The organism is Prevotella sp. LCP21S3_D2, from assembly GCF_052118345.1.
In the GTDB taxonomy this organism is placed as follows: domain Bacteria; phylum Bacteroidota; class Bacteroidia; order Bacteroidales; family Bacteroidaceae; genus Prevotella.
In genome coordinates this window covers 114,043-132,019 of record NZ_JBQKHJ010000007.1, presented here as the reverse complement: position 1 = coordinate 132,019, position 17,977 = coordinate 114,043, and the positions used below count along the sequence as shown (strand labels likewise).

At 45.4% G+C, this 17,977-nt stretch carries 13 protein-coding genes and 1 pseudogene; 11 read left to right on the top strand and 3 right to left on the bottom strand.

Annotation, left to right across the window (positions count from 1 at the left end; all coding sequences use genetic code 11):
- Nucleotides 1-425 precede the first annotated feature (425 nt).
- The 8 genes and pseudogenes from ACTQ16_RS07080 (at nt 426) to priA (ending at nt 9,167) form a co-directional block, all read left to right on the top strand.
- A complete protein-coding gene (locus ACTQ16_RS07080; protein ID WP_006848869.1) occupies nt 426-647 on the top strand; it encodes a DUF2795 domain-containing protein in 222 nt (73 codons plus the stop codon).
- Nucleotides 648-732: 85 nt separating this feature from the next.
- The gene (locus ACTQ16_RS07075; RefSeq protein WP_441936746.1) at nt 733-1,668 is read left to right on the top strand and encodes a PorP/SprF family type IX secretion system membrane protein; all 936 of its coding nucleotides are present in this window, start codon (nt 733-735) and stop codon (nt 1,666-1,668) included.
- Nucleotides 1,669-1,711: 43 nt separating this feature from the next.
- The gene (locus ACTQ16_RS07070; protein WP_294969639.1) at nt 1,712-3,172 is read left to right on the top strand and encodes an SUMF1/EgtB/PvdO family nonheme iron enzyme; all 1,461 of its coding nucleotides are present in this window, start codon (nt 1,712-1,714) and stop codon (nt 3,170-3,172) included.
- 5 nt (nt 3,173-3,177) lie between these two features.
- A complete protein-coding gene (gldL, locus tag ACTQ16_RS07065) occupies nt 3,178-3,903 on the top strand; it encodes a T9SS inner membrane protein PorL/GldL (protein ID WP_294969642.1) in 726 nt (241 codons plus the stop codon).
- A 189-nt stretch (nt 3,904-4,092) separates the two neighbouring features.
- A pseudogene (gene gldM, locus ACTQ16_RS07060) lies at nt 4,093-4,989 on the top strand (gliding motility protein GldM); the annotation flags it as partial.
- A gap of 24 nt (nt 4,990-5,013) precedes the next feature.
- The gene (gldN, locus tag ACTQ16_RS07055; protein ID WP_441936745.1) at nt 5,014-6,069 is read left to right on the top strand and encodes a gliding motility protein GldN; all 1,056 of its coding nucleotides are present in this window, start codon (nt 5,014-5,016) and stop codon (nt 6,067-6,069) included.
- Nucleotides 6,070-6,119: 50 nt separating this feature from the next.
- Nucleotides 6,120-6,755: a porin family protein gene (locus ACTQ16_RS07050; protein ID WP_294969649.1), complete on the top strand. Its 636-nt coding sequence runs from the start codon at nt 6,120-6,122 to the stop codon at nt 6,753-6,755.
- A 138-nt stretch (nt 6,756-6,893) separates the two neighbouring features.
- Complete coding sequence (priA, locus tag ACTQ16_RS07045) at nt 6,894-9,167, top strand: replication restart helicase PriA (protein ID WP_441936744.1); 2,274 nt, start codon at nt 6,894-6,896, stop codon at nt 9,165-9,167.
- A gap of 83 nt (nt 9,168-9,250) precedes the next feature.
- Here priA and ACTQ16_RS07040 read toward each other — a convergent pair whose 3' ends face one another.
- Together ACTQ16_RS07040 and ACTQ16_RS07035 are read right to left on the bottom strand one after the other, a co-directional pair.
- Nucleotides 9,251-10,888: a hypothetical protein gene (locus tag ACTQ16_RS07040; RefSeq protein ID WP_294969653.1), complete on the bottom strand. Its 1,638-nt coding sequence runs from the start codon at nt 10,886-10,888 to the stop codon at nt 9,251-9,253.
- 184 nt (nt 10,889-11,072) lie between these two features.
- Nucleotides 11,073-13,154 (bottom strand): HDIG domain-containing metalloprotein, encoded by a 2,082-nt coding sequence (locus ACTQ16_RS07035; protein WP_295348192.1) that lies wholly within the window; start codon nt 13,152-13,154, stop codon nt 11,073-11,075.
- A gap of 110 nt (nt 13,155-13,264) precedes the next feature.
- Here ACTQ16_RS07035 and gltX point away from each other — a divergent pair, with 110 nt between their 5' ends.
- Nucleotides 13,265-14,782 carry a glutamate--tRNA ligase gene (gene gltX, locus ACTQ16_RS07030; protein WP_441936742.1) on the top strand — a complete coding sequence of 506 codons (1,518 nt, stop codon included), beginning with the start codon at nt 13,265-13,267 and terminating at the stop codon, nt 14,780-14,782.
- 110 nt (nt 14,783-14,892) lie between these two features.
- Nucleotides 14,893-16,164, top strand: a complete 1,272-nt coding sequence (locus ACTQ16_RS07025; RefSeq protein WP_441936751.1) for a 3-deoxy-D-manno-octulosonic acid transferase — start codon at nt 14,893-14,895, stop codon at nt 16,162-16,164.
- Nucleotides 16,165-16,266: 102 nt separating this feature from the next.
- Here ACTQ16_RS07025 and ACTQ16_RS07020 read toward each other — a convergent pair whose 3' ends face one another.
- On the bottom strand, nt 16,267-16,542 hold the full coding sequence (locus ACTQ16_RS07020; RefSeq protein ID WP_294969659.1) for a hypothetical protein: 276 nt from the start codon (nt 16,540-16,542) through the stop codon (nt 16,267-16,269).
- A gap of 296 nt (nt 16,543-16,838) precedes the next feature.
- Between ACTQ16_RS07020 and ACTQ16_RS07015 the strand changes: the two genes are divergently transcribed.
- Entirely contained in the window at nt 16,839-17,972 is a 1,134-nt protein-coding gene (locus ACTQ16_RS07015) for a helix-turn-helix domain-containing protein (protein ID WP_441936750.1), read from the top strand.
- Nucleotides 17,973-17,977: the final 5 nt, after the last annotated feature.

The window sequence follows — 17,977 nt, the reverse complement described above, 5'->3', positions numbered from 1 at the left end:
CAATGCGGGAGAGTAGGTAGCCGCCTTCTTTCAATTTCAGAAGCCTCGATTACGAAAGTAGTCGGGGCTTTTTTGTTTTCATGCGGATTTTGTTTTCTCACGCTGATTGCTATTTTATGTTGATTGTTTTTTTCTCACGCAGATTTGTCTTTCCCTTCGGCCGCCGATTTTCAATTCGCAGATGACGCAGATTATTTTAGCTGTTTTTTCCTTTTACCTTTTTACTCTTTTACCTTTTTACTCTTTTACCTTTTTACCCTTTTCCTTTTTTACCTTTTTACTTTTATCCCCCGTTTTTTTCTTGTATGATATGTTTTCTAGAGAATTTATGTTCTTTTATGAAAAAAAATGAGAGAAAAACTTGTAGTTACAATATATTTTATTACTTTTGCAGCCAAATTCATAAAACGTTAAATAATTAAGCTATGTATTGGACACTTGAATTAGCTTCAAAGCTTGAAGATGCACCATGGCCTGCAACAAAAGAAGAGTTGATTGACTATGCAACTCGTTCTGGTGCGCCTCTGGAAGTTCTGGAGAATTTGCAGGAAATAGAGGACGAAGGGGATGTTTACGAAAGCATCGAAGACATCTGGCCTGATTATCCTTCAAAGGATGATTTCCTCTGGAATGACGACGAATATTAAAGTCGATGATAGGGCTGCTCTTTTCTTAGGGCAGCCTTTTTCATTTCTATATATAATAAAATCGTGTTTCTTCCGTTATTAGATTGTGTTTAAAAGATTTATCATATTATGTTTGGTGCTGGCGGATGCCCTGTGTTCCTGGGCGCAGTATGACGCTTCTTTCAGTCATTACTTCGACATGGAACCTTCTTTTAATCCGGCAGCAGTGGGTAAGCAGGCAAAACTGAACGTGACGGCTGCTTACGCTCTGGATATGGCAGGATTCGAACACAATCCCCGTACGATGTATGTGGCTGCGGATATGCCTCTTTATGCGCTGAAAAACTATCATGGCGTGGGAATCAACCTGATGAACGACCAGATTGGTCTTTTCACTCATCAGCGTCTTTCCTTACAGTATTCTCTGAAGCGACCGCTCCTGGGGGGTATGCTGGGTATAGGATTGCAGGGTGGCATGATCAGCGAGAAGTTTGACGGTAGCAAGGTTGATGCCGGAGAGTCTGGTGACCCTGCTCTTGCCACCTCCGATGTTAATGGTAGTGGCATGGATTTGGACGTAGGTCTTTATTATATGCGCGGACCTTGGTATGTGGGACTTTCTGCTCAACATCTGACTTCTCCCACCATCGAACTCGGAGAAACCAATGAAATGAAGATAGATGCCGTATATTATTTGACAGGTGGATACAATATTCAGTTGAGAAATCCGTTCTTAAAAATAAAATCGTCTATGTTGGTGAAGTATGACGGAACCACCTGGCGAGGAGATGTGACAGGCAGACTGGTCTACCAATATGACAAGAAGCTTCTGTATGGCGGTGCTACCTACAGTCCTGACCATTCTGTAACGCTTCTCTTGGGCGGAAGTTTTCATGGGGTAGTCCTTGGATATAGCTACGAATTCTATACCTCGTCTATCAGTGCCGGAAATGGCAGTCATGAACTCTTCATCGGTTATCAGACAGACATCAATCTTGTGAAAAAAGGAAAGAACAAACATAAGAGTGTACGAATACTCTGACAAAAGTGGATATGCAGGAATAAATAATATAAGACTCATGAATATGAAAAAGAATATATGGCTTCTAGGTGCATTGATTGCTGTCTTGACGCTGAGCAGTTGCTTCGGTGCCAAGTATACTTCAATGGCTGGCAGAGGCGGTGAGGTTGTTGGCGTTAGTGGTAAGAGTTTTGCCGAGCCAGCCCCTTTTGGTATGGTAAAGGTGAACCGTGGCTTTCTGAAAATGGGTTTGGAAAGTCAGGATTCCCTATGGGGACAGAAGACTCCGAGAAAGGATGTATCTGTAGATGGATTCTGGATGGATGATACAGAAATCACCAATTCAGAATATAAGCAGTTTGTGGCTTATGTGAGAGACTCTATCCTTCGTACCCGTCTGGCTGATCCAGCCTACGGTGGTGATGAAACCTATATGATTACCGAGGATAAGAATGGTGATCCTGTTCCTCCGAGAGTAAACTGGAAGAAAATGTTGCCAAAGAAACCGAATGAGGATGAAATGCGAGCATACGAAAGTCTGTATGAAACCAATCCCGTAACAGGAGAAAAGCTGATAGACTGGCGACAGCTCAACTACAAATACGAAATCTACGACTATTCGGCAGCAGCCCTTCGCAGAAACCGTATCAATCCGAAGGAACGTAACCTGAACACGGATGTTACCGTGAATCCTGACGAAGTGGTGATGATTTCCAAGGATACTGCTTATATCGATGATGAAGGAAGAATCATCAGCGAAACCATCAACCGTCCGTTGAGCGGACCTTGGGATTTCCTGAATACCTATATCGTGAATGTCTATCCTGATACTACCTGTTGGGTAAACGACTTCCGCAATACGGAAAGTGAAATCTATCTGAGAAGTTATTTCAGCAATCCTGCCTATAATGACTATCCGGTCGTGGGCGTGACATGGGAACAGGCAAATGCCTTCTGTGCATGGCGTACCGATTATCTGCTGAAAGGTCTGGGACCGGAAGCCAGATTCGTACAGCGTTACCGTCTGCCTACAGAAGCAGAATGGGAGTTTGCTGCAAGAGGCAAGAACCAGAGTGAATTTCCTTGGGACAATCAGGATGTGAAGAATGGAGATGGCTGTTATTACGCCAACTTCAAGCCAGACCGCGGTAACTATACCAAGGATGGAAATCTGATAACGAGTAAGGTAGGTATTTACTCTCCAAACTCAAACGGACTCTTCGACATGGCGGGAAACGTGGCAGAATGGACCAGTACCGTTTATACAGAGGCTGGTGTTGACGCCATGAACGACTTGAACCCGGAACTGAAATACAATGCAGCCAAGGAAGATCCTTACCGATTGAAAAAGAAGAGTGTGAGAGGAGGTTCCTGGAAAGATCCTGAATCGTTTATCCGTTCGGCATGGCGCTCCTGGGAATATCAGAACCAGCCACGTTCGTATATTGGATTCCGTTGCGTAAGAAGTCTGGCTACTACATCGAGTGCCAAGCAGAAACCATCAAGAAATAAGAATAGGAGATAATTAAAATGGGTGACTATAGTAAATATAATATTGTCTATCGTCTGCAGAAGTGGATGGATAGTGTTCCGGGACAGACTTTCCTGAACTATGCATATAGTTGGGGTGCGAGTATCGTTATTGCTGGTACTCTCTTCACGTTGACGCATCTTCCCGGAGCCAAACTGATGATCTTCCTGGGAATGGGCACTGAGATTATCGTGTTCTTCCTGTCAGCTTTCGACCGTCCTTTCGATAAGACTGCTGAAGGTAGAGATCTTCCCACTCATGTGACTGAGGAATATCTGGAGGGCGATAAAGTAGAATACCAGGATAAGAATGTGGCTGCTCCTACCATAGGAGCGTCTTCTTCTCCAATTGCTGGTATTGCCAACCAGGCTTCCCAAATAGTTCAGACGGATGCCTTGGCAGAAATGCAGGTAGCTTCTGAGGAAATGCAGAAAGTGCAGAGCAGCTATGTGGATGAACTGAAGAATCTGGTAGATACCCTTGGCAAGGTTAATGAGCAGAGCTCCCGTCTGACTCGTGACAGCGAGGAGATGGAAAACCTGAACCGCACGCTTACCGGTATTACCAAGGTTTATGAGATGCAGTTGAAAAGTGCCAGTCAGCAGATTGGTACCATCGATCAGATCAATGAACAGACCCGGAAGATGGCTCAGCAGATAGAGCAACTGAACAGCATTTATGCACGTATGATTGCAGCGATGACCGCAAACTTAAAAGAAAAATAAATGGCAATAAAGAAAAGACCGATATCACCACGCCAGAAGATGATCAATCTAATGTATGTCGTCTTGATGGCTATGTTGGCACTGAATACTCCTACAGAAGAGGAACTCGGTGTCAAGGGAAAGTCGTTGGTGGAGAAGGTGAAGAGAAGTTTGCTGGATGAGCCGAGAAAGGGCGACGAGAAGAAGAAGGATGTGAAACTCGTAGAACTGAATGTAAGCGAAATGGATGCCTTCGTGATTCCTGAAAAGACAACCCTGTATGCCGGTGAGCGTTTCAATTCACATGTGGTGATGGCGGCTGTGGATAGTACCCAGCGACCTGAAATTTATGTCAATGGCAGTCGGCTTCAGGCTGCTGATGGTAGATATAGCTTTACTGCTGGTGGGGTAGGAGAACACCGGTTTAGTGGTTATATCCTGATGAAAGGTAAGGATGGCGAGGAAATCCGTCGTAACTTCAGTCAGAAATATACCGTATTGCCAGTTCCTAATACAGCTACCGTTGCTGCCGACCTGATGAACGTGCTCTATGCAGGCTATGCCAATCCTATCAGTATCAGCGTACCTGGTGTTCCGGCAAATGCCATTTCTGCAACCATGACAGGCGGTTCTTTCGTTGCTAAGGGCAATGGTCATTTCGTAGCTACACCTTCAGCGGTGGGTAAGGATGTTACCATCCATGTGACAGCCCGCGATAAGGGACAGGTGAGAAGTCTGCCTCCATTCGTTTTCCATGTAAGAAAACTTCCTGATCCAACCGCCTATATTGCGATGGGAACAGATAGATTCAAAGGTGGTGCCCTATCGAAAGGTGCTCTGATGGGTGCAACAACCATTCATGCTGCCATTGATGACGGACTTCTCGATATTCCATTCAAGGTGTTGGGCTTCGAGACCGTTTTCTTTGACAACATGGGAAATGCTATCCCGCTGGCTTCAGCCGGTTCCAATTTCTCTGAACGACAGCGCGAAGAGTTCAGAAAACTGTCAAGAAACCGACGCTTCTATATTTCTCATATCAAGGCTGTAGGTCCTGACGGGATTACCCGAAAACTGCCGGCTGCGATGGAAGTAATCGTGAAGTAAGTTCAATTTTCAAAGTATAAAGTAATGAAAAAGATATTATTCATAATCATGCTCTTGGGAATGACGCAGGGTATTATAGCTCAGCCTCAGGCTCGCAGACAGCAGGCACAGCAGAAGGCTCAGCAGTCTAATGCCAACAACATGACTACCCGTGCGCAGATTTCCTTTCCTACTGCAGCCCCAATGGATGAGGATGTGGTATGGAGAAGAGATATCTACCGTGAGTTGGATCTCAATGAGGATGCCAATGCAGGATTGTATTATCCGGTAGAGCCAATTGGTAACCAGATGAATCTCTTTACATCAATATTCAGACTGATGATGACGGGCAAGATTAACGTCTATCAGTATCGTATGGATGGAAACGAGAGTTTTGCTGCTGCCGACCGTGTGCAGCCGTTGGCTTTCCTGGACAACTACCATATCTATTATGAAAAGCAGAATAACGGTAGAATCAAGTTGGATAACAGTGATATTCCTTCCAGTGAGGTGAAAACCTATTATATCAAGGAGTCTACCTATTACGACCAGCGTTCGGCTACTTTCCATACCAAGGTGCTGGCACTTTGTCCTATCATGACACGTGATGACGACTTCGGAGATGGTGGTACCAAGTATCCTCTCTTCTGGGTGAAATATGATGATCTGGCTCCTTTCCTTGCCAAGCAGCAGATGATGACCAGCAATCTGAACAATGCTGCGGTGATGAGCGTGGATGATTATTTTATACGTACCCAATATAAGGGAAAGATTTACAAGACCAATAATATGTTGGGTAAGACTTTGGCGCAATACTGTCCTAATGATTCTGCAATGGCAAAGGAACAGAAGCGCATAGAAGCAGAATTGGCTGCTTTCGAAAAGAATGTATGGGGCGATCAGGCTAAGAAGGATTCACTCGACAGCATTGCCAATGCAGCCAATGCTGTGAAGGGAAAGGCTAAGGTGAAGAACCGTAGAGCTGGTGGCAGTTCTTCTGTGAGAGCTTCCAAGTCAGCTTCTGTCAAGGCTCGCCGTCCGAAGAGTAGTTCCTCTTCTAATGGTTCTGCACGTGTAACGGTTCGTCGTGAACGCCATTAAAAATGAGGATAAGAATGTTTTTTATTAACAGAATAAATAAAAAAGAGAAAATGAAAAAAGTTTTATCAATTGTATTCCTGGTGGCAGCCATGCTGTTTGCCGCAAATGCAAATGCCCAGATCAAGTTCGGTTTGAAGGGTGGTTTGAATGTGACAAGCATGTCTTTTAGCGAGGAAGTTTTCGATGCTTCCAACAAGACAGGCTTCTTTGTTGGTCCAATGGTGAAGGTTACTGTGCCTATCGTTGGATTGAGTTTCGATGCTGCAGCTTTGTACGACCAGAAAGAAGCTGATGTCAAGTATACCGGTACTGAAGGTGAACTTGGTAAGGTTAACGTGAAGCAGCAGTCCATCAACATTCCTGTGAACGTGCGTTACGGATTCGGCTTGAGCAGTTTGGCTAATATTTTCCTCTTTGCTGGTCCACAGTGGGGCATCAACGTTGGTGACAAAAACTTCAAGTGGAATGAATCAAGCAGCTATTCTTTGAAGAAGTCTAACTTCAGTGTAAACGTAGGTGCCGGTGTAACCTTGTTGAATCATCTTCAGGTTTCAGCAAACTACAACATCGCTTGCGGCAAGTCTGCTGATGCCAGTCTTTCTAAAGCACTTGATGCAGCTGCTAATGCCGGTAAGGACAAGAGCCACAACAATTCCTGGCAGATTGCCTTGGGTTACTGGTTCTAACCAAAGACAGGAAGAGGTCTATACCTATTAAAATATTTAAAAGCAGGTATCCAATGATGGATATCTGCTTTTTTTTTGCTAACTTTGCAAAACGAATACTCCTAAGTGGAGCATCCCATCGTTTCAGAAGATAAAGATATGAGATACGTAGATGTGATATTACCCCTTCCGCTCGACGGAACCTTTACTTATTCTATCCCTGCAGGGATGGAAGAAAAGGTCGTGCCCGGTATGCGAGTGCTGGTGCCATTAGGCAAAAGCAAGAAGTATATTGCCATGGTTGCGGATGTTCATTCCGAGAAGCCCAACTTCGACTGCAAGCCGATAGATGCGGTGCTGGATGAATGTCCTACTCTTCTGCCGCAGCAATACCGGCTCTGGCAATGGGTCAGCAGTTACTATATGTCTTCACTGGGAGATGTATATAATGCTGCCATGCCTTCGGGAATGAAATCTACCGAGAAATTCAAGCCCAAGATGGAACTCTATGTGGAGCTGGCAAGTGGATTCCGGAATGAGCAGGCGCTGCATGTGGCTCTCAATATGGTGCAGCGTGCGTTGAAGCAGTCGAAGGCTCTTACCACCTTCCTCACCCTTTCTCATTGGGATAGTCTGGAGGGAGATACTCCACGGGAAGGTATCAGGAAGGTAACGAAGGAAGAGCTGATGAACGAAGCCCACTGTACGGCGGCTGTCGTGAAGGCGCTTATCGACCGTGGCATTCTCTTTACTTACGAGTTGGAAGTGGGCAGATTGAATACTTCGGGTGAGGCGCATCTGGATTTGATCAAACCCTTATCCATGGCGCAGCAGGATGCCTATAATCAGATACTGATGCAGATGATGAAGAAAAACGTGGTACTTCTGCATGGTGTTACTTCCAGTGGAAAGACGGAAATCTATATCCATCTCATCAGAAAAGCCATCGAAGAGCACAAACAGGTGCTTTATCTGTTGCCGGAAATCGCCCTAACCGTACAGATTATGGAGCGGTTGCACAAGGTCTTCGGTGACCGTCTGGGTATCTATCACTCGAAATACAGTGATGCTGAGCGTGTGGAAATCTGGCAAAAGCAGTTGTCTGGCAAGCCTTATGACGTGATATTGGGAGCGAGAAGTGCCGTCTTCCTGCCTTTCCAAAGGCTGGGACTTGTCATCATAGATGAAGAGCACGAGACATCCTTCAAGCAGCAGGATCCGGCTCCACGCTATCATGCCCGCAGTGCAGCCATCATGCTGGCTAATATGTATGCTGACGCCAAGGTTCTGCTGGGAACAGCTACTCCTTCCATGGAGAGTTATTATAATGCGCAGCAGGGGAAATACGGACTGGTAGAACTGAAAACAAGATATAAGGATATCCAACTGCCAGAGATACAAGTGGTGGATGTGAAAGATCTGCGCCATCGCAAGATGATGACAGGAGCTTATTCTCCTCAACTTCTGGCGGCAGTGAGACAGGCATTGAAGAATGGAGAGCAGGCCATCCTCTTCCAAAACCGAAGAGGATTTGCTCCGATGATAGAATGCAAGGTGTGCGGATGGGTACCAAAATGCAAGAACTGTGACGTATCGCTTACGTTGCATAAGAGTATCAATCTCCTGACCTGTCATTATTGCGGCTATACCTATCCTGTACCAACGGAATGTCCGAACTGTGGAAGTACCGAGTTGATGGGCAGGGGAATAGGAACGGAACGCATCGAAGACCAGATAGCAGAAATCTTCCCCGAAGCCCGTATCGCCCGAATGGACTTAGATACAACCCGTACCCGAAATGCCTATGAGCGACTGATATCCGATTTCTCTTCGGGAAAGACGAACCTTCTGATAGGTACGCAGATGATTTCGAAGGGCTTGGATTTCGATAAAGTGAGTGTGGTGGGTATCCTGAATGCTGATTCGATGCTCAGCTATCCTGATTTCCGTGCTTATGAGCATGCTTTTATGATGATGGCACAGGTGAGTGGAAGAGCAGGAAGAAAGGGAAAGCGGGGACTGGTAATCCTGCAAACCAAGAATCCTACCTTGCCAGTTATCGGACAGGTGGTGCATAATGATTACGAGGGATTGTTCAAGGGAATCCTGGAAGAGAGAAAGATGTTTCATTATCCGCCTTTTTTCCATCTTATCAACGTGTTCCTGAAACATAAGCATGAAAAGATATGTCAGCAGGCTAGTTTTGAACTGGGCAAAACCTTAAGAGGATGGTTTGGTGAGCGTGTGCTAGGTCCGGATAAGCCAGCCGTAGCAAGGGTAAAGACCATGAATATCCGCAAGTTAGTCATCAAGTTGGAGAATGGAATCGACCAGATGAAGGTAAGGGAATACTTGAAGTATGCCCAGAACATGATGCTGAAAGATCCGAGATATGGAGCTTTGCAAATCTACTATGATGTAGATCCGCTATAATTGAAAAGGCTATCCTGCCTGCTGCGGGATAGCCTTTATAATTGTAGTTATGTGTTTTCTTATGAAAAGAAAGTGAATTCTTTTTAGAAATTGATGTCGAGACCAACTGCAAACACATTGTTGTTACGAGTATAGTCAGAGTTGTAGCTGAAGTTCTTCTGGGCTGTGAGCTGGACATTCTCTGAAGTCTTCTTGTGCTGATAGAAGGTATGGAAATAAGCCACGTTCAAATCCATCTTCTTATTGATGTGGTAGACACCACCGATGGCAGCAGAGTTGGAGCTGACAACGAACGATTTGTCGTCCATGTATCTTTTTGAAGTTGGGGTGTCAAGGTTCTCATCAGGCAAACCATAGTTGGTATTCTGCCAGCCAGTACTCAAGGTAATCTTCTTGTTTACGTCTACCTCGACACCTGCGTTGTACTCCAATGTACCACGCTTTAACTTCTCCTGTCGGTTGTTGTAAGATGTAGCGTGCTTGTCATCGAACCAGTGGAAACCTACGTTTACTCTTACTGTATTTACTGGACTGTAGCCAACACCGAGTGCCAGATAAGCAGGCATATCACCAGCAATCTTCTTGCCATCTTCGTATTCGCCGATAGCCTCTTCGAGCTTGGCGTCGAACTCGGTCTTCAAGCCAGCCATTGTCTTTACTACATCATCGTTAGTCAAAACAGCTTGAGTAGTATTTGCTGCTACAGCTTGAGCATTCTCTGGAGTCATCCCCTTATTTGTGAACACCTGAGTCAATGTTTCAACCATCTGTCTGGACAAGTTGTCTGGGAGAGCACTGATACTAGGAGCCTGATTTACAGCCTTGTTCTTCAAACGTATGCGAGTCTTGAACTCATATTTTGCAGAGAAGTTCCACTTGCCTGTCTTGAAGTCTACACCGATGATAGGAGTAAAGCCGATGCCGCTCTGGTCACAGCTCAATTCAATGTTGGCTGCATTTTCCTTGTTAGGGTCGAGAACCTTGTACAGAGGCATGTTGCCTACCTTGATGTTTTCAACATATCCATAGTAGTTTGTTGAAGCATAGACACCACGTACGCCTGCAAATGCGCTGAAATTGTCGCTGAATTTGTATGCAGCACCTACAGAGAGACCGTAATAGTACTGACGACCATGCATATAGCTATTGTAACTATATTCGCCTTTCTGACCGAAAGCTTGGTCGGTTGTAAACATTTGCATTCCTGGCTGTCCAAGTGTATTGCCCAATACGTTGTCAACAGTTCTTGCCAAACCGCAAGCAGCCATTGCAGTCTCAGCTACGATTTTCTCGAAAGAGCCCAATCCATTATCAAAAGTACACTTACCGCCACCACCGGTGAGGGCGAAGCCAGCCTGGAGAGACCATCTACCTTTATTATAAGCATACTGGAAAGAAGGGATAACAGGTGCAAAAGCCTTGCCCTTGAATGTACGAGGAGTAATAGGATTGTTCACATTGTTTGTGAACAATGCATAATCATTCTCAATGCTACGTGTCTGGTAAGCCAACTGCCAGTTGATGGCAAGATGCTTTCCTTCACCCATGAATACAACTCCTGCTGGATTGTAATAAACACCGTCGATACCAATAGAAGCCTCACGGCTCATCATTCTGTTGAATGCTACATGTTGATTGGTGTTAGTGAGCAAACCACCTGCAAAAGAAGGGGCTGCTGAAGCCATCGCAATGGCAAGACTAACTAATTTTAGTTTCTTCATTTTAATTATTTTAAACAAAAACGTCCGCAAAGGTAACAAGAATGTTCTATTTTACTGTCGTTTGGCGTATTTATTTAAAGTATATTAACGCAAAAAGCCCATTAATCTGCACAGAAGTTAATTTGTGTGCAAAATAATGGGCTCATAGTTGCCATTTTGGGGGGATAGCCTTACATGGCGTTTTCTATGCCTTGGCTGTTGTTGCACTCTTGGCATCTCCATTTAAATGAGGATAGGAGATGCGAGTGTGGTAAATTGCCTTCAAACGTTCGATAAGAACCTGTTTGGCAAGGGCTATATCGCGGAATGTAATCGGACATTCCTTGAAGAAACCATCAGCTACCTGACCATCAATCAACTTGTTCACCAGGTTGCTGATGCTTTCCTCGGTATATTCATGCATTGAACGGGAGGCAGCTTCTACAGTATCTGCCATCATCAATATCGCCTGTTCACGGGTGAAAGGGTTAGGACCCGGATACTGGAACAGGGATTTATCAACCACCTCTGTAGGATGGGCATTGCAATAGTTGACATAGAAAAATTTGGTGATTCCCATGCCATGATGCGTAGTAATGAAGTCTTTGATGATGCCCGGTAAGCCAACCTTCTCTGCCATCTTCAAGCCTTCGTATACGTGATTGATGATGATTTGTGCACTTTCCAGGTCACTCAGCTGGTCGTGTGGATTTACGCCAGCCTGATTTTCGGTAAAGAAAACCGGGTTGGTCATTTTTCCGATATCGTGATAGAGGGCTCCTGTACGTACCAGCAGACTGTTTGCCTCGATGCGGTTGGCGATTTCTGCAGCCAGGTTACCTACGGTGATGGAATGCTGGAAGGTACCCGGTGCTATCTCACTCAGATTGCGGAGCAGTCCCTTGTTGGTGTTTGACAACTCGAAGAGCGTCACGTTGGAGGTGAATCCGAACATCTTTTCGATGATATACATCAGCGGGTAAGACAACAGGAGGAAAATACCGTTGATGGTAAAATAGGTGTACATATTGCGATCGATATTGAACACCTGATTATCCTGCATCAGCTGAAGTGCAAAGTATACCACGCCACTGGCAAGGGCAACCAGCAAGGCTGTGATGAATATCTGAGAACGCTTGGAAAGTTCGCGTAACGTATAGATGGCAACCAGACCGGAAGCCAACTGTACGATGATAAACTCGTACTGGTATTTTACGGCTGCCGCACAGATAAGTATCATCGTGACATGGGTGATGAATGCTGTACGCGAATCCATGAAGACGCGCACGAATATTGGTGTCATGGCAAATGGGATGATATAAACGCTGAAGAAGTTATGACTCATGATGAGTGAAACAAAAATAGGGAACAGCGTTATCATCGCATAGAGCATGGTGATACTGCGGGGCTTGTCGAAATAGTCTTTCCGGAACAGGCTGAGGTAGCTGGTGAACATGATGACCAGGATGAAGACGAAAAGAATCTGACCGATGATGGTTGTCGTGATTTCGTCTGCTGTAGAACTGCGGCGCTTCATCTCTTTGTCAAAAGAACAAAGCACACGGTAGGTGTTGTCGGTAATCACTTCACCACGGTCTATGATTTTCTGACCGCTCATCACCATGCCACTGGCGAGCGGAATACTGCTGAGCATATCATTCTTCTCGGTTTCACTTCGTTCTTTGTCGTAAATGAGGTTTGCCTCGATATAATTATTAAGGTTGCAGCGTGACAGAATCTGGCGCTGTGCGGCTATCCTTTCGTCGAAGAATATTCGCTCGTAGGCAGCAATGGTAGAATAGAAACTGCCGATAGGGACGCTACGGACATTCTTTCCGCTGATGATGCGAATCATGCTCGTGGAGTCTTTATAGATACGGTTGTATTCCGGGGTATTGATGATTCCGGTTTGATAGATTTTGTGCAGCTGCTGGGCTATGAGCTCAACATACTCTTTAGGCAGTCCGGGAATGCCCTGGCTGAAGTCGTGTCGGAACCGGTGCACCTGTACATTTTCCGTATTAGGATTGACGGTATAATAAGGCAGAAACTGTTTCAGCAAAGAGTCTTGCTCATGCTTGATAGATTCATCTGTCTTGTAAATAGGAAAATCAAATTTTGCGATGACGGAACCGTACATCCAAGGCTTTCCTACATCATACCGATACTGTCTTCCTTCATTGTGTGGCAAGAACCAAACAATGATGGCAACGGTTACGCAGATAAGAACTGCTTTTGTGGCAAAATTACGCCAATAATTGTGTTCTGGGTTGTTGAATATGCTCATTTTCGTCTAATTATTCTATTTACAGTGCGAAAATACGAAAAAAAACTATTATAATCGCAAAAAAAGATGTAAATTTGCAGAAAAATTTGAAATAAGCTATAAAATAAGACATGACAGATAGAAAAGTAAGGGTGCGTTTCGCCCCAAGTCCTACAGGTGCATTGCACATTGGTGGTGTTCGTACCGCCCTCTATAATTATTTGTTTGCTCGCCAGCATGGTGGTGAGCTTGTGTTCCGTATTGAGGATACTGACTCTCATCGTTTCGTTCCTGGAGCTGAGGAGTATATCCTGGAATCTTTCAAATGGCTCGGCATCCAGTTTGACGAGGGTGTGAGCTTCGGTGGTGAGCATGGTCCTTATCGCCAGAGTGAGCGTCGCGACATCTATAAGAAGTATGTGCAGCAGCTCCTGGACAACGGCAAGGCTTACATCGCTTTTGATACTCCAGAGGAGTTGGAGGCAAAGCGTGCCGAGATTCAGAACTTCCAGTATGATGCTCATACCCGTATGCAGATGCGCAACTCTCTTACCCTTTCCAAGGAGGAGGTAGATCAGCTCATCTCAGATGGTAAGCAATATACTGTACGCTTCAAGATTGAACCGGGTCAGGAGATTCACGTGAACGATATGATTCGTGGCGATGTGAAGGTGATGAGCGATATCCTGGATGACAAGGTGCTTTATAAGAGTGCTGATGAATTGCCTACTTATCACCTGGCAAATATCGTGGATGACCACTTGATGGAAATCTCTCACGTGATTCGTGGTGAGGAGTGGTTGCCTAGTGCTCCATTGCACGTTCTCCTTTATCAGGCTTTCGGTTGGGAGGATACCATGCCTCGCTTCGCCCACCTGCCTTTGCTCCTCAAGCCAGAGGGTAAGGGTAAGCTTTCTAAGCGTGATGGCGATCGCCTTGGTTTCCCTGTATTCCCATTGGAGTGGCATGACCCTAAGACGGGTGAGGTTTCTTCTGGTTATCGTGAGAGTGGCTACTTCCCAGAGGCTGTAGTCAACTTCCTGGCGCTCCTAGGCTGGAATCCTGGTACAGAGCAGGAAATCTTCTCTCTCGATGAGTTGGTGAAGGCATTCGATATCTCCCGTTGCTCTAAGGCTGGTGCCAAGTTTGACTTCAAGAAGGGCATCTGGTTCAACCATGAGTATATCCTCATGAAGAGTGATGATGAGATTGCCAATCTCTTTGCACCTATTGTGGCAAACAATGGTGTAGAGGAGACTCTGGACCGCATAAAGCAGGTGGTACACATGATGAAGGACCGTGTGAACTTCGTCTATGAGTTGTGGCCATTGTGCTCATTCTTCTTCATTCCTCCTACAGAGTATGATGCAAAGACAGCCAAGAAGCGCTGGAAGGAGTATTCTGCACAGCAGATGACCGAACTCGCTGAGGTACTCGAGGGTATTGAGGACTTCTCAATCGAGGGTCAGGAGCCTATCGTGATGAAATGGGTAGAGGACAAGGGCTATAAGCTCGGTGATGTGATGAATGCCTTCCGCCTGACTCTTGTGGGTGAGGGTAAGGGCCCAGGAATGTTCGACATCTCTGCCTTCCTCGGTAAGGAGGAGACATTGCGTCGTCTTCGCAAGGCTATCGAAGTTTTGGGTTAATTCACAGATATAAATATCTCTCTGGGGAAATATGTTCTGCACATGTGGCGGCATTTTCCTCAGAGAGTTCACGTATTTATAGATAGTAACCAATATAAAGAAATATCATGATCTATAATATCGTAATCTATTTCGTCCTTTGGGGCATAGCCATAGCTAGCTTGTTTAATGAAAAGGTGCGCAAGATGTGGCGTGGCGAACGTGAGGCTTTCAAGATATTGAAGCAGAAGGTGGATCCTACAGCTAAGTACATTTGGTTTCATGCGGCTTCGCTCGGCGAGTTTGAACAGGGACGTCCTTTGATGGAACGCATCCGCAAGGAATATCCGCAGTATAAGATTTTGCTTACCTTCTATTCTCCTTCAGGTTATGAGGTGCGCAAGAACTATGAGGGTGCAGACATCATCTGTTATATGCCAGTAGATACCCGTCTGAATGCCATTCGTTTCCTCCGCCTTGTACGTCCTGTGATGGCTTTCTTCATCAAGTATGAGTTCTGGTCTAATTTTCTTCATATCCTGAAGCATCGCAATATTCCTACCTATAGTGTGAGCAGTATTTTCCGTGAGGATCAGGTGTTCTTCAAGTGGTATGGCAGGAGTTATGCTGGTGTGTTGAAGTGCTTTACCCGTTTCTTTGTTCAGAATGAGGAAAGCAAGCGATTGCTTGAAAGCATCGGCATCAAGGATGTGGATGTGGTAGGAGATACCCGTTTCGACCGTGTACTCCAGATTAAGCAGGCGGCTAAACATCTGCCTATCTGCGAGGCTTTCAGAAGTGGGGTGGCTGGTTCTGATTCTGCTGCGTCTTCTGAGAAAGCATCTCATCCTGACTATCAGGTATTCGTAGCTGGTAGCTCCTGGCCTCCAGATGAGGAAATCTTTATCCGTTTCTTCAATGAGCATAAGGACTGGCGACTGCTGATTGCTCCTCATGTGATTGCTGAGGAACATCTGAAGCTGATTCTTTCTCTCTTGAAGGATAAGAAGGTGGTACGCTATACGCAGACTACCCCTGAGGAGGCAGCCAAGGCTGATGTGCTGATTATCGATTGCTTCGGATTGCTGAGCAGCATGTATAATTATGGTGATGTGGCTTATATCGGCGGTGGTTTCGGTGTGGGTATTCATAATACTCTGGAAGCTGCTGTATGGAATATGCCGGTTATCTTTGGTCCAAACAACAAGAAGTTCCAGGAGGCTCAGGGCTTGCTGAAGTCGGGTGGCGGTTTTGAAATCAATACCTATGAGGACTTCGAGGGCTTGATGAGTTCCATGATGAACGATGCGGCTTTCCTGAAGCAGGCTGGTGATAAGGCTGGAGCCTTCGTAGCGAGTCTTTCGGGTGCCACCGGTAAGGTTTTGGCAAAGGTTAAATTATAATGTATAAAAGGATTACATTACTAAGGTTTCCCATCCCAGTTTATAGGGCATTTTTGAGTCCTTAATGTTCCATCAATCCCTATAAACAGGGCATTTTAACGGTTACCTAAAAAGTTTTTTATGCCACTTCTTTTCCATTTTCGCCAATCCTACAAGATGCAAGGCTCCTTTGCCAAGCTTTCTAACTTCGGCGATGAGATATTCACAAGTAAACCAGCTGTCACAAAGAACATACTTGGCTCGCAGGCACTTATGACTCCAAGCTCTCTTTATCATGTCAACGGCAACCTTCAGTTTCGATTCCGTAGACTCGTTAAAGCGGATGGCGTTTGGGTTCTCGGCATTACGCTGTTTGGCAAAACGGGTAAAAAGTGCCATTAAATTGGTTCGCTATGAACTTTTAATACTTAATATGTTTGATAACTCAGAAAAATTGCTTAATTTTGCATCCACAACAGTTACTCTTTAAATCGTTGTTTTTGTTCTTTAGCGATTACAAAGATACAACTTTTTATCGAGAAACTGTTATTTTCACCCCATTATTTTTGGGAGGGAAACTTTTGTTAATAACAAATTACACGCTTAGTTGCGGAATTAAGGCATAAATCATAAATTTGCACTTGCTAATTGACTCCGCCATACAGATATTGACAAACAACATTTATCGCAACATCATGATTTCTCCAAATTACACATTATACGACAATTCCCTCGGCATAGCTCTTGTGCTGATGCTGTTCTTTGCTTTCTATTTTCTTTTGGCAAAGACACCCGACAAGCGCATCTTCAGCAATTATCTCATGTCGCGTCGCCTCATAGCCGGAGCGCTGCTGGCACTGTCAGCCAATTATTCGGTGCATTTATTTGTGGCTCCCCGGTTTCTTTGGAAAGAGGCAGCCATCATGATGAATCTCTCCACCTATTACCTTACTTACTGGCTCTTCAACTGCGCCTTCATGGTACTGCTCAAGCCCCATTACTTTAGAGTGAGGCGGTTCCTTATGCATATCGCCGGATGGCTGGCCTACGTTCTTCTCTCCATTGTGCTGTTGTTGGGCGTGTCAAAGGGAACAATGCAACATGCCGCAATTGCACTCATGGCACTTTGGCTTATTGCCTACGGCATCTGTCTTTCACGCAACATCATCTTCACATACCGCCGTGCCGTGCGACTGTTCGACGACATGCACTCGGAGGACATCGGCGCCTACATCCACTGGATGTCCATCTTCACATGGTGGGCGCTGATATATGGCGTTGGCTGCGGACTGCTCACTTTCCTCCCCGACCGCTTCGTTTTCCTTTGGATTTTGTCGAGCATTCCTTTCTACATTTATCTTTACTGCTCCTATCTGAACTATCTGCTTTTTTACGAACAGGTGGAAAGTATTTTAGAGAAAGAGATGATGGAGGAAACAAGCCAAACGCTTAACTGCAATGAACATGACGATGCGCTCCTTCCAACTTATCACGCCACCATCAAGGAGCGGTTGGACAAGTGGATTACTGCAGACGGCTATACCCGTCAAGGGCTGACCATTGAGGAACTGGCAGCCACACTCGTAACCAACCGCACCTACCTCTCATCATACATCAAGATGGTTTATCACGTGTCATTCCGCGAATGGATTGCCGAACTCCGCATTGCCTACGCCAAACAACAGTTGGTGCAGCATCCGGAACTGACGGTCGCCGCTATATCCGAGGCATCGGGGTTTCTTTCGCTGAGCTATTTCACGAAGATATTCACGACGAAAGAAGGCTGTCCGCCGTCCAAATGGCGAAAGAGGGCTATCGCAAATGGCTGAGGCCA